Origin of the sequence: Micromonospora sp. NBC_01638 (genome assembly GCF_045209745.1) — a bacterium.
In the GTDB taxonomy this organism is placed as follows: Bacteria; Actinomycetota; Actinomycetes; order Mycobacteriales; family Micromonosporaceae; genus Micromonospora.
Map to the genome: position 1 here is coordinate 3,945,047 of NZ_CP109273.1, position 20,796 is coordinate 3,965,842.

Genomic DNA, 20,796 nt, shown 5'->3' on the forward strand with positions numbered 1-20,796 from the left:
GAGACGCGATGAGCGGAATCGACGTGGTGTTCCTGAGCACGATGGTCGGGCACAGCGAACGCACCCTGCAGATCGTCCGACTGGCCCGGGACCGGGTGCGCGACGACGGGCTGCGTACCCTGGCCGCCGCCATCGAGGCGACCGAGTCCGACGAACTGTCCGCGATGCGCGGCTGGTTGCCCACGGCCGGGCCGGGCGCCAGCGCGGCCGCACACCATCACGAAGGGCACGGTGACGACGCCGCGCTCGACCGGCTGCGGACCACGCCGGACGCGGACGTCGACCGGGTGCTGCGCGAGGTGCTCGCCGACCACCAGCGATCGGCGGCCGACCTGGCCCGAGCCCAGGTCGGCGTCGGCCGCAACGAGCGGGTCCGCGACCTGGCCCGACGAATCGAGCAGTCCCGGACCGCCGAGGTCGAGCTGCTCGCCGGGCCAGGCTGAGCCGGGGTACGCCGCCGGCGCGGCGGGGCCGGCTCAGGTCAGCGGGATTCCAGTCGGATGGAGACCGAGTTGACGCAGTGCCGGGTGTCCTTCGGGGTGAAGCCCTCGCCGTGGAAGACGTGCCCGAGGTGACTGTCGCAGCGCGCGCAGCGGATCTCCGTACGGGGCATGCCGAGGCTGCGGTCCTCGATTTCCTTGACCCGGCCCGGGATGGCGTCGTCAAAGCTCGGCCAGCCGCAGTGGGAGTCGAACTTCGTGTCGCTGGAGAAGAGCTCCAGCCCGCAGGCGCGACAGTGGTAGACCCCCTGGGTCTTCGTGTCCACGTACTCGCCGGTCCACGGGCGTTCGGTGCCGGCCTCCCGCAGGACGTGGAACTCCTCGGGGGTCAGGCGGACCCGCCACTCGTCTTCGGTCTGGGGCAGCTCGTTGTCGTCAAGACTCACCCGTCAACGGTACGTCGAACGTCGGGGGCGTGGCATAAGGTCGCGGGATGGGTGGCACCAAGGCAGCGGTCGCCGAGGTCGAGGTGGCCGGGCACATCGTACGGCTGAGCAGTCCGGACCGGGTGATCTTCCCCCTGCGGGGCTTCACCAAGGCGGACGTCTTCCACTACTACCTCGCGGTCGGCGACGGGATCATGCGCGCCCTGCGGGACCGGCCCACCACGCTGCAACGCTTCCCCGATGGCATCGAGGGTGAGGCGTTCTTCCAGAAGCGGGTGCCCACCCGGGGCGTGCCACCCTGGGTGACGACCGCGGAGATCACCTTCCCGAGCGGTCGGAGCGCGGCGGAGCTCTGCCCGGTCGATCTCGCGCACGTGGCCTGGGCGGCGCAGATGGGCACCATCGTGTTCCACCCGTGGCCGGTGCGCGCCGCCGACGTCGACCGGCCCGACGAGCTACGCATCGACCTGGACCCCCAGCCCGGCACCGACTTCGCCGACGCGGCGCGGGCCGCCGGGGAGGTCCGCGCCCTCCTCGACGAGCTGGGAGTGAGCGGTTGGCCGAAGACCTCCGGCGGCCGGGGCGTGCACGTCTACCTGCGTATCCAGCCCCGTTGGACGTTCACCGAGGTGCGCCGGGCCACCATCGCGCTCGCGCGGGAGGTGGAGCGCCGCCACCCCGACCTGGTCACCACCGCCTGGTGGAAGGAGGAGCGCGGCAGCCGGGTCTTCGTCGACTTCAACCAGATGGCCCGGGACCGCACGATCGCCTGCGCGTACTCGCTGCGGGCCAACGCGCGGGCCACCGTCTCGACCCCGGTCACCTGGGACGAGCTGCCCGACGTCGACCCGGACGACTTCGACCTGCGCACCGTCCCGGCCCGGCTGGCCGAGCGCGGCGACCCGCATGCGGGCATCGACGACGCCCCGTGGGACATCACCCCGCTGCTGGAGTGGGCCGAACGGGACGCCGCTGCCGGTCAGGGCGACCTGCCGTACCCGCCGGACCACCCGAAAATGCCCGGCGAGCCCAAACGGGTCCAGCCCAGCCGCGCCAAGCACGCCCCCGGCGACGACAGCGCCTGACCAGCCTCGCCTCAGGCAGGTGACTGGGCAGTCCACGCCAGGAACCTGCTGAACAGCTCCTGCGGGTCAGGTGCTGGATCGGGGTTCAGCCTGTGCAGGTCGGCCGTCGCGTCGAACAACTGACCCGCCATGTAGATCGATAACGCCACCCGGTCAGTCCCGTACTCCACCCGCAGCAACATCCGTGCGGTTGCGCACGGCCAGGTGGCGGCGCACACCCGGCAGAGCCAGAGCGGCCGGCGCGGCAGGTGCTGGTGCACCGGGTGCAGGTTGCTCAGTGGCTGATGGTCGTGGCTGGGGGAGGCCTTCGGCGTAGTCATCCGACAAGCGTGACGCCACTTGTTGTCTGCGTCAACAGTGTGCGTAGTTGTCGCAGTGTGGCGACTGTGCCGCTGTCATCGTCAATGGGTGGACCTGGTGGGCGTGTCGGAGATTCGGGAGATGCTGGGGAACGTGTCCCGGCAGCGTGCATCCGTGATTGCCAATCAGCGGAACTTCCCTGAGCCGGTTGCCGTGCTGGCGATGGGAAAGGTCTGGCGGAAGTCGGACGTGGTGGCCTGGATTCGGGAGCACCGTCCGGAGTTGGCCGAAGGCTGAGAAAGTCTCTGGGCGGGTGATCCGATGACCCCTGCGCGGCCGAGAAGTGTCGTACACCTGTTCTAGAATTTGCCTGTGATCGATGAGTTGGCGCGGGCGGAGAGTGCGGTGGCTGCCTGCGCCGACGCCGCCGCCTGGGCCCTCGCCGAGCATGATCTGATCGCGGCGCTCGATGCCACGCACCGGCTCCAGCAGCGGCTGGCGGCGGTGCAGTTGGCGGTCGTCCGGGAGTTGGACGGGCGGGGCACCGCGGTCGCGCAGGGCGCGTCGTCGACGGCCGGGTGGCTGCGCCACCGCCTGCGACTCGACGTCGCCGCCGCCCGTCGGCTGGTCAGCCTCGCCGCCTGCGTCGACGCCGCCCCGCATGGCGTGCGGGAAGCCCTGGCGAGCGGGGCGGTCAGTGTGGAGCAGGCCCGGGTCATCGCAGACACGGCCGCCGCCGTGTCGGCTTCGGCGGGCGTCGAGGTGGCCGACAAGGCCGTCGGCGTGCTGGTCGAGTGGGCCGCGCAGTTCGACCCGTCACTGCTGCGCCGGATGGGCACCCGGATTCTCGACCACGTCGCTCCCGACCTGGCAGACGCCGCCGCCTCGGCGGCCTTGGACGCCGAGGCCGCCCGGGCCGCCCGCGACCGGCACGTCACCATCTCCGAACAGGCCGGCGGGCGGCTACGCCTCAGCGGCACCCTCGATGCGGAGGCCGCCGCGCTGCTGCGCGCCGTCATCGACCCGCTCAGCGCCCCCTCCGGGCCTGATGACACCCGCTGCGCCGGCCAGCGCCGCCACGACGCCCTCGCCGACGTGTGCCGGCTCGCCCTGCGCACCGGTGAACTACCCGAGAACGGCGGCGACCCGGCCCAGCTCGTCGTCACCACCGGCTACGACGGGCTGGCCTCGCAGTTGGGCGCCGGCACCCTCGACATCGGCCTGCGCCTCACCCCCGCCACGGTGCGCCGGCTCGCCTGCGACGCCGCGATCCTGCCCGCCGTGCTCGGCGGTGCCGGCCAGGTTCTCGACGTGGGTCGACAGCGTCGGCTCATCACCGGTCCGCTGCGTCGGGCGCTGGTGCTCCGCGACGGCGGCTGCGCCTTCCCGGGGTGCGACCGCCCGCCCCGCTGGTGTGCCGCCCACCACATCCGCCACTGGGCCGACGGCGGCCCGACCAGCCTCGACAACGCGGTGCTGCTCTGCGGCCACCACCATCGACACGTCCACCAGAGCGACTGGGCTGTCCGGCTCGGCGACGCCGGCCACCCGGAGTTCGTGCCGCCGGCCTGGCTTGACCCCGACCAGCTCCCGCGCCGCAACCACTACCACCGACGGACGTAGGCCGATCAGCGCCCCTGAATCCTTGTCGAAAGCTGACTCACGGGCAGGCGAGCCGAGGATCGAGGCGCGGTGCCCACCTGCTGAAATCGTCGCAAAGCGCGTTGGTCGCGTCCCACGGCGGCCACCGGCGGTCAGGGTCGGCGGATAGCCTGCCGGCATGGCGAGCGCAGAGTTGGATGAGTTGATCGTCGCGGACGCTGACGCGCTGCGCGCATGGTTGTCGGCCAACCACGCCACGTCGTCCGGTGTCTGGCTCGCCCTGACCAAGAAGGGCGGCACGGTCACGACGCTGACCTGGCAGCAGGCGGTTGACGAGGCCCTGTGCTTCGGCTGGATCGACGGGCAGGCCCGTAAACGGGATCTGGAGACCTCGTGGATCCGGTTCACCCCGCGCCGGTCCCGCAGTTCGTGGTCGCAACGCAACGTCGCCCACGTGGCCCGGCTGGAGGCGCAGGGACGAATGCTGCCACCGGGCCGCGCCGCCGTGGAAGCCGCAAAGGCGGACGGGCGGTGGGCGGCCGCCTACGCCCCACCGTCGGAGGCTGAGGTGCCGGCCGACCTCCTCGCCGCCATCGCCGCCGACCCCGCCGCGCAGGCCATGTTCGACGTGCTCACCAAGACCAACCGGTTCGCTCTCATCTACCGCCTCAATGCCGTCAAACGGGCGCAGACCCGCGAGCGGAAGGTCGTCGACTTCGTGGCCATGCTGGCCCGTCACGAGACGATCTACCCGCAGAAAGCCAGGCCGGTGTCGGCGGGCGACGCGGCCACGCCCGGGAGCGGCGACCAGTGAACCGATTGACTTTCGATAGGTAGCGAGCGAAACTCGATGCATGGTCACGGAGCATCGAGCGGTTGCCGCTCTCAGAGTCTTCCTGGTGGTGCTGTTCGGGGTCCTGATCGTGTTCCAGACCCTCTCGCTGCCCGGGCAGTTCGCGTACATGGCCCAGGAGTCGCCCGAGGATGCCTACCTGCGCTGGCCGGCGACCGCCGTGACGGTGTTCTGGGTGCTGTGCGTCCAGGTGGTCATCGTCGCGACCTGGAAGTTGCTCAGCCTGGTCAAGAACGACCGCATCTTCACCGAGGCGTCCCTGAAGTGGGTGGACGCGATCGTGTGGGCCGTCGCCGCCGCCTGGGTGGTGCTCGTGGGTGTCTTCCTCTGGGTCGGGTTCAACGCGGATGACCCGGGAGTGCCACTCCTGCTGTTCCTGCTGACGGTGGGCGTCACCGTGCTGGGGCTCCTCATGGTGGTGATGCGTGCGCTGCTGCGGCAGGCAACCACGCTGCGGACCGACATGGAAGCGGTGATCTGATGCCCATCGTCGTCCGCATCGACGTCGAGTTGGCCAAGCGCAAGATGAGCGTCGGTGAGTTCGCCGAGCGCGTCGGGCTCACGCCGGCCAACGTGGCGGTGCTGAAGAACGGCCGCGCCAAGGCCGTCCGCTTCAGCACGCTGGAAGCCATGTGCCGGGTGCTCGACTGCCAGCCCGGGGACCTGCTCGAGTGGGTCGAGGAGGAGACCCCATGAGGTACGCCCTGACAGCCGTCGCGCTGACCCTCCCGTGATAACGATCAAGTAACGGGCGCGAACCTTTCCCGGTAGGTGACCTGTTTTGAAGGTCGTCGGCCCACCAGGGCCAGGGGAGGCGTCGGATGAAGCTGGTGTGGAGACGGGCCCGCGAGGCGCGTGGACTCTTGGTTGCGGCGGTGATCGCCGCCCTCGTCGCCGTCGCGCTGGTCACCGGGCTGTCCGACTACAACCGTCGGGCGGTGGACGCCGGGCAGCGGGCGCTGGTTGCCGCCTCGCCGGCCGAGGAGCGTGGCCTACTGGTCAGTGGCTCAGGCGGACGCGACGCGGCTGAGTTCGCGGCCCGGGACAAGGCGGTCCGAGCCGAGTTCGCCGACGGGCTCGCCGGCGCCCCGGTCAGCGTCGCCGCAGCCCGATACGGCACCGGCCGGGAGTTGACCGGCGACCTCGGGCAGGTCACCCGTCCGGACGACGAACCAGTCTTCGCGAACCTGGCCACGCTCGAAGACCTCGCTGGCCACGCGGAGCTGACCAGCGGAGCCTGGCCCCGCGCCGGGACGGACCCGATCCAGGTGAGCCTGCCGGAGCGGGTTGCCGGCGCGCTCGGCCTGAGCGTCGGCGAGCGTGTCCCGGTGCGCGACCGTGCCACCGAACGGCGCGGCGAACTGCTGCTCGCCGGCACCTGGCGGCCCCGCGACCCGGCGGACGCGTACTGGCTGCTGGCCCCCGGGGTGGGGGCGGGCAGCGTCGGCTCGGGCACCTCGTACGGGCCGTTCGTGCTCGACCCGGCCGACTTCGCGGCCACCTTCCCGGGTTCGGTGTCGGCGTCCTGGCTGGCCACACCGAACCTCAGCGGCGTCGACACCGCCGACCTGCCCGCCGTGCGGGAAGCCCTCACCGAGGCCGCCTCGGCGGTGCCCGAGGCCGCTCAACTGGGCAGCTCCGGGCAGTCGGTGACGAAAATGGAGCAGCTGCTGGACCGGATCGCCCGCGCCGACCTGGTGGGTCGCTCCTCGCTGGCCACCCCGCTGCTGCTCATCCTGGTGCTCGGTGGGTACGCGCTGGTCCTGGTCGCCGCACTGCTGCACGAGGACCGCCGCCCGCAGACCGCGCTGCTGCGTGCCCGCGGCGCTGCCCGCCGGCAGTTGGCCGGCCTGGCGGCCCGCGAGGCGACCCTGGTGGTCGCCCCGGCCGCCGTGCTCGGGCCGTTGATCGCCAGCGTGGTGCTGCGGTACATCCGACCTGGCGGGCCGGACGACCTCCCCAACGTCGGCGGCAACACCACCCTGGTCTGGGCGGCAGCCGCGGCTACCGCGGCCGGCTGCCTCGTCGCCATGGTCCTTCCGACGCTGCGCAACGCCGGCACGTACGTGGCCGACATGGCCGCCCGGTCCCGGCCGAACCGGGCGGCGAGCGTCCAGCGCGCCAGTATCGACCTGGTGCTCGTGGCGCTCGCCGTGCTCGCCTGGGTGCAGCTACGCCGGTACGCCTCCCCGCTGGCCGGCTCGGGCGGCCGGCTCGGGCTCGACCCGCTGCTGGTCGCCGCCCCGACGCTCGGTGTGCTGGCCGGCGCCGTGCTGGCGCTGCGGATTCTCCCGCCGCTCACCCGGTTCGCCGAGCGGTTCGTCGACCGACGTCCCTGGACGGCCACCATGTTCGGCATGTGGCAGGCCGGTCGGCGTCCCCACGCCGGCCCGGTGCTGCTGCTCGCCCTCGCCGTCGGTGGCAGCACCCTGGCCTGGTCCCTGATCAGCACCGGCGAGCGGTCCCAGGTCGAACAGGCCGGGCACACCGTCGGTGCCGACCTCCGGGTGACCGAACGAGCCGGGGTCGCCCCGCCAGACCGAGCGGCTCAACTCGCCGCGCTGCCAAGCGTGAACCGGGTGCTGCCGGCGTGGCGCGACGAGGTACGGGTCGGCCGGGAGGACCTGCCGGTGACGGTGATCGGTCTCGACCCGGCCAGCGCTCCCGGGGTCGTCCGACTCGCCGAGGGCCTGAGCGACGATCCTGCGACCGAACAGTACAAGCGGATGATCGCCGCGCGGGGAGCCCCCGGGGGTGTCGAGTTGGCCGCCGACGCGCGCGCGATCACCGGAATCGTCCGAACCCCGGTGACTGCAGCCAGCCGGCCTCTCCAGATCGCGGTGACGCTGCTGGTCACCAGCTCCGACGGGTACGCCCTGCGGCTGCCGGCCGCCAACGCCAGCAGCGACGGTCGGGCCACCCGGTTCACCGTGGAACTGCCCGACGTGGGCGGGGCCCGACTGCGGTTGGCCGGGTTCGAAGCCGACGGTGGGCTGGCCGCCGGCAACTCGTACCAGCTCCAGATGGACGAGTTGACGGTGGTCGGTGCCGACGGCAGGACCCGGCCCGCCGGGCTGAGCGGTGACTGGGTCGTGACGGCCCCCGGCAAGGAAGCCAAACCGGTGCGGACCACCCCCACGGGGTTCGCCGCGGCCCAAGCGGTGGACGTGTTTCCCGGCGGGGAGTTCGCGTACCAGCCGCCCACCGGGTTCGCCGTCGTGCCGGGCGGGGAGAGCCGGCCGGTACCCGTGCTGATGACCCCTCGGGTACGCGAGGCACTGAGCCTGCGCGTCGGCGACGACGTCGACCTGACGCTCTCCGGTGCGACGCTGCGGGTCCACCTGGTCGGTGAGCTGACCGCCGTGCCGGCGAGCACCGGAGAAGGCGTGCTGCTGGATCTGCCCGCGGCAGTCGACAAGCTGATTCGGGACAGGGGCGCGGTGCGACCCGTACCGGAGTGGTGGGTCGGCGCCAACGACGCGACGGCCGCGGCCCGAGCGGCCAGCGAGCTGCCGGGCGTCACCGTGCTCAACCGGGAAGCGGCGATCGAGTCGGCCGCCGACGACCCGTACTGGCGGGGCTCGCGTACCGGAATGCTCGCCGCCGCGCTCGGCGCGGTGCTGCTCGCCCTCGTCGGCCTGATGGTGGACGTGTGGGCCACCGCCCGGCACCGGCTCGGCGAGTTCGCGGTGCTGCACACCCTCGGCGCCACGCCCCGGCTGCTGGCCCGGGCGCTGTTGGCCGAACAGACCTTCCTCGCCGGCATCGGCGTGGGGGTCGGGCTGCTGCTCGGCGCCGCGGTCGGCGCGACCATGGCCCCACTGGTCATTCTCACCCCGGCCGCCGGCCGGCCGATTCCCCCGGCGACGTTCGTGTTGCCCTGGGTGCCGATCGGCCTGACCGCGGTCGGTCTGCTGCTGGCGGCGCTCGCCTTCAGCGCGTTCATCGCCACCGGCATCCGTCAGCGGGTGGCCGCGGTGCAGCTGCGAATCGGGGGAGAGCGATGAGCGTCGGCGCGGCCGTCCGGCGGGTCCGGACGTACGGCGGGCAGTTCCTGCTCCTGGCGGTGCTGACGTTGGTGGTCACGCTGCTGGTCAGCGGGGTACCCAGGCTCGTCAATCGGCTCGCCGAACAGGGCCTGCGGGCGCAGTTGACCAGCGAGCCGGCCGCGCGCCGGGACATCTCGTACACCTCCGGCGTGCTGACCACCCCGTCCACGCTTTCGGTCATGGGCAGCGCCCGAGGGCAGTTCGAGGCCATGGCCGAGAAGATGCCGCCGCCGGTGCGATCGGCGGTGGCCGAGCGGTGGTACAGCGTGGACGCCGCGCCAAGCCGAGTGGTCGGCCCCGACCTGGAGGCGCGCAACCTGCTGGTCAACCTGGGACTGCGTGCCATGCCCGGCGTCCGGGAGGCCGGCACCCTCGTCGAGGGGACGTGGCCGAACGAGACGTACTTCCCTGACCGGCCGACCGAGGTGGCGCTCGACGCCGACGTGGCCCGCAAGCTGAACCTGCGGGCCGGCAGCCAACTGCAGATCGGCAAACCCGCCAACACCGGTATCACCGACGGGGCCCCGGTGGTGGTGGTCGGGTTGTTCCGCCCCGCCGACCGCGCGGACGGCATCTGGGACGGACTGCCATCGCTGCTGCGGGTCATCGAACCGCTCTTGGACGGCGAGCCGTTGATCGCCGTGGGTGTGGTCGCCGAGGTGACCATCGACAAGCGGGCCGCGGCGGGTTGGCCGGTGCGTTCCGACTGGCGTTACCGCCTCGGCATCGACCGGATCGACGCGCGCCAGCTGGACCAGCTGATCGACGGCCTGCAACAGCTGCAACGCGACGCCAACCCGGAACTCACGCTGACCCAGGGCGTCGACGTTCCGCTGCGCGCGTTCGCCGCAGAGGTGAACGCCGCCCGGACCCTGCTGGCGGTGATCTCGGCCGGGGTGCTGGCCACCCTGGCCGGGCTCGTCGTACTCGCGGCCATCCTCGCCGCCCGGCGGCGCCGCGCCGAGTTCGCGCTTCTGCGCGCCCGCGGTGGCGCGGCCACCGCAGGTGCCCGGCGCAGCCTGGCCGAGTCACTGCTGGTGGTGCCGATCGCCGCTGTCCTTGGCTGGTGGCTGGGCACCCTGTTCCCCGGCGCCCCGGACCCGACCGCGCCGTACGCCATCGTGGCGACCGTGCTGGTCACCCTGGCACTGCCGCTGGCCACATTGACCGTGCCGGCCGGCGGGGCGGCCCGCAGCGACCTGATCCGGGTACGCCCCTCGGCCCGCCGGCTCACCGTCGAGGTCTTCCTGCTGCTGCTGGCCGGACTCGCCACGGTGCTGCTGCGTCGGCGTGGCCTCACCCTCGGCGAGGTGGACCCGTTCCTGGTGTCGGTGCCCGTGCTGTTCACGATCGCCGCGGCGGTGCTCGCGCTGCGCGCGTACCCCTGGCCGTTGTTGCTGGTCAGCCGGCTGGCCGCGCGGACCCGGGGCAGTGTGACCTTCCTCGGCACCGCGCGGGCCGGCCGGTCCGCCGTCGCCGCCCCACTGGTCGTGGTGGTGCTGGCGATCGGGACCGCGGCGTTCTGCGCGGTGGTCGCCGCCGGCGTCGACGCGAGCCGGGACCGGGCCGCCGAGCAGACGGTCCCGGCCGACGCGCTGATCCGGGGTGAACGGTTCGCCCCGGACACCATCGACGAGCTGGGCCGCCTGCCCGGGGTCCGGGCCGCCACCGGGGTGCTGAACGAGCCGGCTGACCGGCTCGCTACCGACGCGATCGGCACCGACGCCCGGATCGGGCAGGCGTCCGTGCTGTTGGTCGACGTCCCGGGGTTGGTCACGGTGACGCGGGAGTCCGGCGTGGACCTGCCGGTGTCGCCCGCGCTGCGCACCGCCCGGGCCGAACCGGGGCCGCTGCCCGCGATCGTCTCCCCGGCGGTCGCCGCCGACCTGGCCCGCGTCGGACTGGACGGCTCGGCCTTCGTGTCCGTGCAGGGCGAGCGGTACGAGTTCCGGGTGGCCGACACCGCGGAGAGCTTCCCGCTGCTGTCGGCGGACACCAGCCGGTTCGTCATCCTGCCCTGGCAGGCGCTGCCCGCGCGGAACACCACGCCCGTGCCGACCAGCGTGCTGGTCGCCGGGGACCGGCTGGACGCGGAGGTGCTGCGGCAGGCCGGTGACCAGGGGCAGCTGCGCTATCAGGAAACAGGTGCGGTGACCGGTCGGGAACGGCCGAGCGGGGTGACGGTCGCCACCCGGGCGGACGTTCGACGGGAGCTGGGTGACGGCGGCGCGAACGGGGTGCTGGCCTTCGGGTTCGTGGCCGGCGCCGTCGGTGGCACCGTGCTCGGGTTGCTGGCCATCGCGTTCACCGTGCTGGCCGGCGCACGAGCCCGGGGTCAGGTGTTGTCCCGGCTGCGGACCCTCGGCCTGTCCCGCCGGCAGTGGCGAGGGCTGCTGTTGGTCGAGTTGGCTCCGCTGGTCGCGGTGTCGGTGCTGACCGGTGCGCTGGTCGGTGCGGTGCTGCCCCTGCTGCTCAACCCGGTGCTCGGCCTGTCCGCGTTCACCAGTGGTGTGCCGGTCCGGGTGGCCTTCGAGCCCGGTCTGGTCGCTGCGGTGCTCGCCCTCGGGGCGGTCGCCCTCGGCTTCGCGGTCGCCGTCGAGGCCCTGAACAACCGCCGGTTGCGCCTCGGTGAGGTGCTCCGGCTCGGAGAGGAGAGCTGAGATGACCGCTACCGCCCAGACTCCACTGGTGCCTGACCTGGCCGCCCTGCAACAGCGGGCCGCGCAACGCGCCGCCGAGCGGGCCGGCGGGCAGGACCGCCTGCGCGGACACATCGTCTGCGACGGCCTGGTGCGCATCTTCAAGACCGAGGGGGTGGAGGTGGTCGCCCTGCAGGGGCTCGACCTGGTCATCGACCGGGGTGAGCTGGTGGCGATCGTGGGCGCCTCCGGCTCGGGCAAGTCGACGTTGCTCAACATCCTGTCCGGCCTGGACACGCCGACCGCCGGTATCGCCCGGGTGGCCGAGTACGACCTGCTCTCGCTGTCCGCCAAGCGACGGCTGAGCTACCGGCGGGAGCTGGTCGGTTTCGTCTGGCAGCAGACCGGCCGCAACCTACTGCCGTACCTCAGCGGGCTGGAGAACGTCGAGCTGCCGATGCAGTTGGCCGGCAAACGCGGCCGGAAGGCCCGCCGGCAGCGGGCCCGGGAACTGCTCGACCTGGTCGGCGTGGGCTACTGCGCCGACCGGCGGCCGGGGCAACTCAGCGGCGGCGAGCAGCAGCGGGTCGCGGTCGCGGTGGCGGTCGCCAACGACCCGGAGGTGCTCTTCGCCGACGAGCCGACCGGTGAACTGGACGAGGCGACCGGCGCGGACGTCTTCGCGGCGCTGCGCACCATCAACGCCGAGCTGGGCGTGACCATCGTGGTCGTCACCCACGACCACGCCGTGGCCACGCAGGTCCGCCGGACCGTCGCGATCCGTGACGGCCGGACCGCCTCCGAGGTACGCCGGACCGCTCGGATCGACGCGGACGGCAACACCGAGCTGATCAGCGAGGAGTACGCGGTGCTGGACCGCAACGGCCGGATGCAGCTACCGGCTGCGTTCGTCGACGCGCTCGCATTGAAGGAGCGGGTCCGGCTCGACCTGGAGCCGGACCACGTGCAGGTACGGCCCGGCGACCGGGCCTCAAACGAGCGGGGGGCACGGGCGTGAGCCGTCGGAACATGGTGGTGACCGGTGCGGCCGGGTCCGGCGGTGTGCCGGCGGCGCACCCGGCCGAGGTGGTCCGGGTCAGTGGCGTGAGCCGGACCTTCGGCCGGGGTGAGCACGCCGTGCACGCGGTGCAGGACGTCTCGTTCACGGCCGACAGCGGCGAGCTGGTCGCCATCCGGGGCCGGTCCGGGGCCGGCAAGACCACGCTGCTGAACCTGATCGGCGGGCTGGACCGGCCGGACAGCGGTCAGGTGACGGTGGCCGGACACGAGGTGACCTCGGCCGGCGAGGCCGAGCTGCTGAAGCTGCGCCGGGGCACCGTCGGTTTCGTGTTCCAGACCTTCGGGCTGGTGCCGATCCTCTCCGCCGCCGAGAACGTGGGCGTGCCGTTGCGGCTGGCGCGGGTGCCGGCCGCGGAGCGGGAGCAGCGGGTCGCGGTGCTGCTGGAACTGGTCGGCCTGGGCGGGCACGCGGCGCAGCGCCCGTACGAGCTCTCCGGTGGGCAGCAGCAGCGGGTCGCGGTGGCCCGGGCCCTGGCCAATGAGCCCGACCTGCTCATCGCCGACGAGCCCACCGGCCAGCTCGACTCGGAAACCGGACGGTCCATCATGGACCTGCTGCGCGCGGTGGTGCACGCCCAGGGCATGACGGCACTGGTGGCCACCCACGACCCGGCCCTGATCGACCTCGCCGATCGGGTGCTCTCCCTGCGCGACGGCCGCCTGGTCGACGCGTGACCCGACTGCGGGTTTGGGTTAACGCTTCTCGCCTCGCAGGGCACCTCGGCGGTCGTGCAGCACGAGCAGGATGATGGTCGCCATCAGCACCCCGAGGACGAGGCCAGCCTCGCTGGTCAGGACGCGAGTCAGCGGGTACTCCGGAACAGGCTGCGCATCAGAGCGAGTGGCGGACAGGCTGCTGTACAGGTTCTGAGAGAAGAGCACCCCTGACGAGGTCCATGCCGCCGCCATCGGCGCCAAGAACCTCGGCGCTCCGCGGCGGGTGGTCAAGACCAGCAGGCCCCAGGCTCCCACGAGTGCCCATACACCGGTACTCAAGGACAGCAGGTGCCACCACACGTCGCGGTGATCCAACATGCCCGAATCGATGCCGAGGGTGCCGCCGGTCGCCCAGTAGACCTTGGTGACGCCGAGCGGGATGCAGCCGGCCGCGGCGAGCCGGGCGAGGCTGATCTGTAGCTGCTGGGTGTGTCCCGGCCGATTCGTGAAGTCGAGGGGACCACTCAGCGCTTCCGGCCACCTCGCCTTGACGTAGCCCGCCAAGGCGAGCGGGAGGCCGATGCCGATTCCGACCAGCGACACCATGACCAGGATCTGCTCGAAAGCCCAGACGTCGGCGGCGCCTGCTTCCCTGTCCCGGGCGATGGCGGCGGGGCCCAGCACCGGCGCCAGCAAGACCGTGGGAACGAGCAGGCCGGTGCCCACCCAGACGGGCAAAGCCACCAGCCACGCGGGCAGCCGCTCACCCCACGGCCTGCAGAACGCCATCGCCAGCAGAATGGCGACCGCGGCGAGAGCCGCGGTCGCCGCATTGATCGCGCGCCAGCTGGCTTCACCCATCTGCTCGGTGGGAAGGAAGAGGCCGACAGCCCAGGCGATCTTGATCAGCAAATACGGCGTCACCGCGATGGCGACGCCGTAGCCGGAGAATCTGCGCAACTTCGTCAATTGTGACGTGGCCCCACTGGTGGTCAGGGCCGCGCCGTCCCAGGCGAGGTCGCTCGTGTCGGCATTCATGATGTCAGTCTGCCGATGGTGAGGCCGAATCAGATCCCGCCGTCGAGCCATTCGCCTCCCTCACAGGAGGGGGCCCATCGACGTATGGCCGGCTCCCCGCCCAGGTCGCACCGGGTCCTCCCAGGTCCCCCTGGGCGCGGGGACTGCCGGGGCGGGCGTCACGGGGGACACCGCTGGCGGGCGGTCAGAGCGCGAGCTTCATGCCTTCGTGGCTGGCCACGAAGCCGAGGCCCAGGTAGAAGCGGTGCGCGTCCTCGCGGGTCTTGTCCGTGGTGAGCTGCACCAGCGCGCAGCCGCGCTGCCGGGCCTGGTCGACCGCCCAGGTCATCAGGTCCCGGCCCAACCCCTGGCCGCGCAGGTCGGAGCGGACCCGGACCGACTCGATCAGAGACCGCTCCGCGCCGTGCCGACCGAGGCCCGGGATGTAGGTGATCTGCAGGCAGCCGACCAGTTCACCGCCCTGCTCGGCCACGATCAGCTGATTGCGCGGGTCGGCGCTGATGTCCGCGAACGCCCGCTCGTAGGCCTCGTCAATTTCGGTGAAATCGCGGGCCTTGCCCAGGACGTCGTCGGCCAGCAGGGCGATGACGGCGGGCAGGTCGGCCCGGACCGCCTCCCGGTAGATCACATCGGTCATGCCGGTGAGAATCCCACAGCGACGGGAATCGACCCCGCCCGACCGCATGCCGTGGTTGGCCAGGTTCCTGATCGCGTACGAAGCTCACCAGGCCCGCCGCTTGCGGTGGCGAGGGTCTCAGGGTCATCGAGGTGACGTGCGCATAGCCGGGGTAGGTAAGCGCCAACCATGGCAAGGCCTGGTTGTACGCCTGCTCCTACTTCTGCCGATTCTTATCCTTCGATCCACCGCACCGCACGGCTTCGCCCGTTACGGCCTGGCTTGCGGCGCGTCCCGGTAGCTACGCGGTGAGACCAGTTGATGGAACGTATCGATCGTTCTGGACTATGGCGTCGGCGTCGATCTCTCTGTAACTTGAGCCGAACGTTCGTTGATCACCTTGCCTCACGGGGGTTTGGCAGTGCCGTCAATTCGTTCTGCCTGGCTTGTATCCACAGTGTCCTCCGCCGTGTTGGCGTCCGTGCTTCAGGTGATGTGATCACCTGCCGCTGCCGCGCGGACGGATACCTGTCCCGCCGGGGTATCGCCGGCGGTGCGTGGCGGGAGATTGACACGAGGCTGGTCGTGGGAGCTGACGGGCTCGTGCGCCTGGTCGCGTCGACGGCCGACGTGGCGTTCTCGATGGACGGGGCGGGCGCGTTCGCCACCATGACGGGTGCCGGTGCCACCTTCTCGCTCGGCTGGCCGAGCCCACTTCCGTCGGGCGTCATCGACCGGGACATGATCACCTACCCCAATATCCTGCCCGACGTCGATCTGGTGGTCTGGGCCGAGAGGTGGGTTCTCCTACCTGCTCGTGGTCAAGACCGCGGGCGCGGCCAGGAACCCGGCGGTCCGGGAGACGCGGTACGTCGTGGGCGGCTCCGCTGACGTGGGACCGATCAGAACTGTCAAGGCGACCCGGGGTGAGGTCTTCAACGAGCGATTCAATCCGAGTAGGAAGAGGAGAAAGAACACGGAGGTCGGTGGTGGTAACCGGATCACGCTGCAATCCTCGACCAGAAATCCGGAGTGGCAGCGGCCATGGCACAGGAGATTGGAATGGATGATGTAGAACGCTTTTTCGTCGACCCATCGGGCGAGCTCGTGGGCCTGGGTGAGACTGTGCGCTCACACGACGAACTGATTGAGTTCGTGGTGGCGTTACGGAGCGACCTGGTGGAGCGGCGGGAGAAGTGGGAGAACCGGAATGTAGGGGACTATCTCGGGTCCATCGCGAGAGCTTTCCGAGACATGGTGGGAGATGAATATGATGATCCCGATCGTTGGGCCGACACAGCTGGCTGGCTGTGGGTCGGACGGAACTACGAGTAAAGGCGAACGGAGGTGATCAGGGCCTTGAGCGCTGATTCGCGAAAGTCAGGTATCGACCACTTCCTCGGGTCGACCGGGCAAGCTGCTGACGAGTTCGATCGGCTAAATGAGACGGTGACGTCCGACGCTGATTTCCTCGCATTCTTGGAGGCGCTCCTGCGAGATGACCACTTTACGGACTGGGAGGGGTCGATCGAGGGGTACCTGGACGGGCTCCTTTCCTGGTTGCGGTCGACGGAGGGTCGACGACGTATGGCCGCGTATTCGAACGAATTTCCGGCAATGGCGGCGGCGTTCTATGCCGGCATCGTCAAACGTGGATGATGGAACGTCGCCTTGTCATGTAGACACTGAAATCTTGTCTCGTGGGTGTTGTAAGGCGTTTCACTTTTGGGTTGGTCGGATGTGTTAAGGAGCGTTGTTGGCGGGTGGCGGGTTTGCCTCTGGAAGAAGCCAGGCATCGGTAGTTTGCGGCAGATGGGCCGGCGCTACTTGCTGGCGACGGGCAGAAGACGCTTGTCGACATCAGCATCGACGCAGACCGGGACGGCATGGCCGACGGTACGGTAACCGCGACCGATGGCCACCCGTTCTGGGTCGATGACAAGCAGGAGTGGCTGCGCGCTGACCATTTGAACCCGGGTGATCTGCTACTGAGCCCAGACGGTGCTCGGGTCAGCGTCATCGCGGTCGTCGCCTACGGCGCGGTCGCGACTGTCCACAACCTCACCGTCGACGACATCCACACCTACTACGTCCTGGTCGGCGACACCGACGTCCTCGTTCACAACCAGGGCGGTGCGGATGAGATTTGTGAACTGGACCCAAGTGCCATTCGATTTACGCAGGACAGTATCAAGAACGATTTCCAGGACGGTCGTGGGTCAGTGTTGGAACTTGCCGAGCAGTTGCGGCGAGGGGACGTGCGAGCGGATTCTATTCCACCAATCCGGATCTTCCGAGAGAATGGTAAGACTTTCACCCTCGATAATCAGCGTCCGGTTGCCTTCCAGATCGCCCAAAAGAAAGATCCGTGCTACCTGGGCGAAGGAGCGCGAGGTTTTCCGGGAGCGCCCTGACCCGAAGAATAAAAGGCCTAAGAACACAGAAAAAGACGGTGAAACATGATCAGGATTAGAGGGGTGAACAAGTGGTGGCATCGCCATTACGACTTCCGCGCTTAGAGGCATTCCTCCTAGGAAGTGATGGGGAGGTGCTGTCCCCGGCGGACAAAGTGCGGTCGTTGGATGACCTGATGGTCTTCGTCAGCGTGCTGCGAAGTGACCTGAATGAGCAGCCTGACGCCTGGGCAAACAGCCATGTCGCGGGCTATTTGGAATCGATCGCGGCGTCCTCTGAAGGATCCTTGAACAAAGGTGACCTGATCGTCCACGAGCAACGGTGGGCGGAGATTGCCGATGCGCTTTTCGCGGGACGAATATATGAGTGACGAGATTGAAGTCTGGTTATCCGACGACCCGAGGGGCCTGGAGCACTTTTTGGGCGCCGATCGGTCTGCCGACCACGAGTTCAGACGACTCGCCGAGTCGGTCACGTCGGATCGAGATCTTGCGGTCTTCTTATTTAAGCTCTCGGCGGAGGTCGATGGGGATGAAGATCGAGGGGGGCGGCTAGAAGACTACTTTGACAGAATGTCGTCATGGCTTGGGTCCCTGGCCGGGCGGCAGATGGTTCAGGGGCTGCCTAATCGGTATGCAGCCACGGCGGCCGTACTCTTCGCAGCAATCCGCAGCGAACCATCCAGATCCGGGACTGCGGCGGAGCGGGAGTGACGCCGTGGCGGCCAACCAAGCCTGTCGGTAAAGTCCGGCGGCCAGCGGGAGGCGATCTGACCGGCGCGCGGGAAGGCTAGCGGGCCGGGCAGCGCTTTCCCTCACTGGGGACGGTCAGGTCGAGCAGGTAGGCGTCGACCGCGTTGGTGATGCAGGAGGTCTGCGGGTAGGCGGTGTGGCCCTCGCCCTCCCAGGTGAGCACCCGACCGACGCCCAGCATCGAAGCGAGGCGCGGGGTCTGCTCGTACGGCGTCGCCGGGTCGCCGGTGGTGCCGACCACCACGATCGGCGGTGCGCCGTTCGCCTTCCCGGTCGGGTAGGGGTCACGCCCGCCCGGCCATTCGACGCAGCTCAGCATGCCGACCGCCAACGCCGGCCCGAACAGCGGGTATTTCCCGCGCCACTCGGACTGCAACTGCCGGATCTGCTGCCGGCTCGGTTTCTCCGTCTCGTCGGCGCAGTTGATGGCCAGGTTGGCGTCGAACAGGTTCGAGTAGTGCCCGTTGTCCTCCCGGCCGGCGTACGCGTCGGCGAGCCGGAACACGTCCTTCGGGTCGCCCTCGGCCAGCTTGTCGATCGCCTGGGCCAGCTCCTGCCAACCGGATTCCGTGTAGAGCGACGAGATGACCGCGTAGAACACCCAGCCGGCGGTGGCCTCCCGCCCGTCGGCGCCGCGGACCGGGGAGACCTTGGCCTTGTCGATGGCCGAGGTGACCGCGGCGCGGGCGTCCGGGGCGATCGGGCAGCGGCCGGCGTTCGCCGCGCACCAGCGGGTGAAGTTGGTGAAGGCCCGCTCGAAGCCGCGGGCCTGGCTCTCCGAACCCTCCACCAGCCGCTGCTGCGGGTCGACCGCGCCGTCGAGCACCAGCGCCCGCACCCGCTGCGGGTAGAGCTGGGCGTACGTGGCACCGAGCAGGGTGCCGTACGAGTAGCCCAGGTAGGTGAGCTTGTCGTCGCCAACGGCGGCGCGTACCGCGTCCATGTCGCGGGCGGCCTGTTCGGTGCCGTACAGCGGCAACTGGTCGCCGTAGCGGTCGCCGCAGCCGCGCCCGATCCGCTGGCTCAGGCCGACGAAGCCGTCGAATGCCGACTGGCTCGCCGGGTCCGGGTCGAAGCCGAAGCTGGCGTCCAGGTCGGCGTCGGAGATGCACTTCACCGGGCTGGACCGGGCGACCCCCCGCGGGTCGAAGCCAACGATGTCGAAACGCTCGGTGATCGAAGTGGGCAGCCCACCGAACTGGGTGCCGAAGGAGAGGTAGACGGCCGTGTCGACGCCGGAGCCGCCGGGGCCGCCCGGGTTGATCACCAGCGAGCCGACCCGGTCCCGTTGCTTGGTGGACCGGGCACGCAGCAGGGCGATCTCGAAGGTCTCCCCGGCGCCCGGGCCGGTGCTCGCCCCGCTGCCGGTGCCCCAGTCGCGGGGCACCGCGATCCGGGTGCACTCGTAGCGCATGCCCGGTGCGCCGCGCCCGACCAGATCGTCGGGCACCTCCGGGCAGGGCCGCCAGGTCGGCGAGCTGCCGGTTGGCGCTGCCGCACCCTCCACCTCGGTGCGCGGCGCGAAGGCCGGCAGCGTGCAACCGGCGGTGAGCAGCGCGGCCACGGCGAAGGCGGCCAGAGTGCGACGGACCCGGCGACTGGTCGCCATCCGAGGCTGGTCGGCGGTGCGGGTCACGTGGTCCTCCGAGGTCGGGTCGACGGCCAGGCTACGCGGAGCCGGCGGCGGCCCGGTCCACGGTGGCCGCCGGATCGCCGCGCAGCACCTGGTCCACATCGAAGCGGATCGGGCGGTCGAGCTGGTCGTAGCGGCAGGATCGGGGATCACGGTCCGGGCGCCAACGGACGAACTGGGCGGTGTGCCGGAACCGTTCGCCCTCCATCGCGTCGTAGCCCACCTCGACCACCAGTTCCGGGCGCACCGGCTCCCACTCCAGGTTCTTCGTGCCGGTCCACCGGCTCACCCCGCCCGGGATACGTTGGCCGCGCTCGTGATCGCCATGCACCCACGGGTGCTCGCCGTCGATGTCCCGGTAGGGCGCCAGCTCGTCGAGCAATTCGGCGCGGCGGGCCATGCTGAAGGACGCGCTCACCCCCACGTGGTGCAGGACCCCGGCGTCGTCGTACAGGCCGAGCAGCAGCGAACCCACCACCGGGCCGGACTTGTGCCAGCGGAAGCCGGCGACCACCGCGTCCGCGGTACGGGCGTGCTTGACCTTGAACATCAGCCGCTTGCCCGGCTCGTACGGCAGGTCGGCCGGCTTGACGATCAGGCCGTCCAACCCGGCGCCCTCGAAGACGTCGAACCACCGGCGCGCGGTGTCCGGATCGGTGGTGACCTGGGTGACGTGCACCGGCGGGCGCACCCCGGCCAGCGCCTCGACCAACCGCTCCCGGCGACGCGGGTAGGGCTGGTCGAGCAGCGCCTCGTCGCCGATGGCCAGCAGGTCGAACGCGACGAAGTCGGCCGGTGTGGTCTCGGCCAGCATCTTCACCCGGGACGCGGCCGGGTGGATGCGCTGGGCCAGCAGCTCGAAATCCAACCGGGGCTGGCCGCTCGGCCCGTCGCGCCGGATGACGATCAACTCACCGTCGACCGCGCACCGCTCGGGCAGCTGCCGGCGGGCCTGCTCGACCACCTCGGGGAAGTAGCGGGTCATCGACTTGCCGCCCCGGCTGGCCAGCTCGACCTCGTCGCCGTCGCGGAACACGATGCACCGGAACCCGTCCCACTTGGGTTCGTAGGTCACGCCGGGCGTGGTGGGCAACTTGGGAACGCTCTTGGCCAGCATCGGCTCGACCGGCGGGTTGATCGGCAGGTCCACGGCGACAAGTCAACCAGACGGTGCCGACAGTCGTGAGGCAG

22 protein-coding genes are annotated in these 20,796 nt (G+C 70.6%); 16 read left to right on the forward strand and 6 right to left on the reverse strand.

The features are described 5' to 3' along the window. Positions 1-8 precede the first annotated feature (8 nt). Positions 9-443, forward strand: coding sequence for a DUF305 domain-containing protein (locus OG811_RS18630; RefSeq protein ID WP_406067445.1), 435 nt, complete (start codon positions 9-11; stop codon positions 441-443). A gap of 38 nt (positions 444-481) precedes the next feature. On the opposite strand, the gene msrB is transcribed toward OG811_RS18630, so the two are convergent. Beyond that, a complete protein-coding gene (msrB, locus tag OG811_RS18635; RefSeq protein WP_406067447.1) occupies positions 482-886 on the reverse strand; it encodes a peptide-methionine (R)-S-oxide reductase MsrB in 405 nt (134 codons plus the stop codon). Between the two features lie 47 nt (positions 887-933). Between msrB and ligD the strand changes: the two genes are divergently transcribed. Then, complete coding sequence (ligD, locus tag OG811_RS18640; protein WP_406067449.1) at positions 934-1,971, forward strand: non-homologous end-joining DNA ligase; 1,038 nt, start codon at positions 934-936, stop codon at positions 1,969-1,971. Between the two features lie 11 nt (positions 1,972-1,982). Here ligD and OG811_RS18645 read toward each other — a convergent pair whose 3' ends face one another. Beyond that, on the reverse strand, positions 1,983-2,291 hold the full coding sequence (locus OG811_RS18645; protein WP_406067451.1) for a hypothetical protein: 309 nt from the start codon (positions 2,289-2,291) through the stop codon (positions 1,983-1,985). Positions 2,292-2,379: 88 nt separating this feature from the next. Between OG811_RS18645 and OG811_RS18650 the strand changes: the two genes are divergently transcribed. The 9 genes from OG811_RS18650 (at position 2,380) to OG811_RS18690 (ending at position 13,169) form a co-directional block, all read left to right on the forward strand. Next, positions 2,380-2,568 (forward strand): hypothetical protein, encoded by a 189-nt coding sequence (locus OG811_RS18650; protein ID WP_406067453.1) that lies wholly within the window; start codon positions 2,380-2,382, stop codon positions 2,566-2,568. A 75-nt stretch (positions 2,569-2,643) separates the two neighbouring features. Next, complete coding sequence (locus OG811_RS18655; protein WP_406067455.1) at positions 2,644-3,894, forward strand: DUF222 domain-containing protein; 1,251 nt, start codon at positions 2,644-2,646, stop codon at positions 3,892-3,894. Positions 3,895-4,051: 157 nt separating this feature from the next. Next, positions 4,052-4,687 carry a YdeI family protein gene (locus OG811_RS18660; protein WP_406067456.1) on the forward strand — a complete coding sequence of 212 codons (636 nt, stop codon included), beginning with the start codon at positions 4,052-4,054 and terminating at the stop codon, positions 4,685-4,687. 40 nt (positions 4,688-4,727) lie between these two features. Beyond that, a complete protein-coding gene (locus OG811_RS18665; protein ID WP_406067458.1) occupies positions 4,728-5,207 on the forward strand; it encodes a DUF2975 domain-containing protein in 480 nt (159 codons plus the stop codon). Beyond that, on the forward strand, positions 5,207-5,422 hold the full coding sequence (locus tag OG811_RS18670; protein ID WP_030336216.1) for a helix-turn-helix transcriptional regulator: 216 nt from the start codon (positions 5,207-5,209) through the stop codon (positions 5,420-5,422). The genes OG811_RS18665 and OG811_RS18670 overlap by 1 nt, the downstream gene beginning before the upstream one ends. Positions 5,423-5,547: 125 nt before the next feature. Further along, positions 5,548-8,733 (forward strand): FtsX-like permease family protein, encoded by a 3,186-nt coding sequence (locus tag OG811_RS18675; RefSeq protein WP_406067460.1) that lies wholly within the window; start codon positions 5,548-5,550, stop codon positions 8,731-8,733. Further along, entirely contained in the window at positions 8,730-11,435 is a 2,706-nt protein-coding gene (locus OG811_RS18680; protein WP_406067462.1) for an FtsX-like permease family protein, read from the forward strand. The genes OG811_RS18675 and OG811_RS18680 overlap by 4 nt, the downstream gene beginning before the upstream one ends. 1 nt (position 11,436) lies before the next feature. Then, the gene (locus OG811_RS18685; RefSeq protein ID WP_406067464.1) at positions 11,437-12,432 is read left to right on the forward strand and encodes an ABC transporter ATP-binding protein; all 996 of its coding nucleotides are present in this window, start codon (positions 11,437-11,439) and stop codon (positions 12,430-12,432) included. Between the two features lie 11 nt (positions 12,433-12,443). Next, the gene (locus OG811_RS18690) at positions 12,444-13,169 is read left to right on the forward strand and encodes an ABC transporter ATP-binding protein (RefSeq protein WP_406075796.1); all 726 of its coding nucleotides are present in this window, start codon (positions 12,444-12,446) and stop codon (positions 13,167-13,169) included. A gap of 18 nt (positions 13,170-13,187) precedes the next feature. Here OG811_RS18690 and OG811_RS18695 read toward each other — a convergent pair whose 3' ends face one another. Together OG811_RS18695 and OG811_RS18700 are read right to left on the reverse strand one after the other, a co-directional pair. Then, positions 13,188-14,189: a hypothetical protein gene (locus OG811_RS18695; protein WP_406067466.1), complete on the reverse strand. Its 1,002-nt coding sequence runs from the start codon at positions 14,187-14,189 to the stop codon at positions 13,188-13,190. Between the two features lie 184 nt (positions 14,190-14,373). Next, a complete protein-coding gene (locus OG811_RS18700; protein ID WP_406067468.1) occupies positions 14,374-14,826 on the reverse strand; it encodes a GNAT family N-acetyltransferase in 453 nt (150 codons plus the stop codon). 564 nt (positions 14,827-15,390) lie between these two features. On the opposite strand from OG811_RS18700, the gene OG811_RS18705 reads away from it, so the two are divergent. The 5 genes from OG811_RS18705 to OG811_RS18725 all read left to right on the forward strand — a co-directional run bounded on the left by OG811_RS18705 (position 15,391) and on the right by OG811_RS18725 (position 17,590). After that, positions 15,391-15,696: a hypothetical protein gene (locus OG811_RS18705; RefSeq protein ID WP_406067470.1), complete on the forward strand. Its 306-nt coding sequence runs from the start codon at positions 15,391-15,393 to the stop codon at positions 15,694-15,696. A 153-nt stretch (positions 15,697-15,849) separates the two neighbouring features. Continuing rightward, positions 15,850-16,140 carry a hypothetical protein gene (locus OG811_RS18710; protein WP_406067471.1) on the forward strand — a complete coding sequence of 97 codons (291 nt, stop codon included), beginning with the start codon at positions 15,850-15,852 and terminating at the stop codon, positions 16,138-16,140. A gap of 24 nt (positions 16,141-16,164) precedes the next feature. Then, the gene (locus tag OG811_RS18715; protein ID WP_406067472.1) at positions 16,165-16,464 is read left to right on the forward strand and encodes a hypothetical protein; all 300 of its coding nucleotides are present in this window, start codon (positions 16,165-16,167) and stop codon (positions 16,462-16,464) included. Positions 16,465-16,691: 227 nt separating this feature from the next. After that, a complete protein-coding gene (locus OG811_RS18720) occupies positions 16,692-17,219 on the forward strand; it encodes a polymorphic toxin-type HINT domain-containing protein (protein WP_406067474.1) in 528 nt (175 codons plus the stop codon). A gap of 164 nt (positions 17,220-17,383) precedes the next feature. Further along, positions 17,384-17,590 (forward strand): hypothetical protein, encoded by a 207-nt coding sequence (locus tag OG811_RS18725; RefSeq protein ID WP_406067476.1) that lies wholly within the window; start codon positions 17,384-17,386, stop codon positions 17,588-17,590. Positions 17,591-18,009: 419 nt separating this feature from the next. Here OG811_RS18725 and OG811_RS18730 read toward each other — a convergent pair whose 3' ends face one another. Further along, positions 18,010-19,581 (reverse strand): alpha/beta hydrolase, encoded by a 1,572-nt coding sequence (locus OG811_RS18730; protein ID WP_406075798.1) that lies wholly within the window; start codon positions 19,579-19,581, stop codon positions 18,010-18,012. 58 nt (positions 19,582-19,639) lie between these two features. Further along, complete coding sequence (locus OG811_RS18735; RefSeq protein WP_406067477.1) at positions 19,640-20,755, reverse strand: ATP-dependent DNA ligase; 1,116 nt, start codon at positions 20,753-20,755, stop codon at positions 19,640-19,642. Positions 20,756-20,796 lie beyond the last annotated feature (41 nt).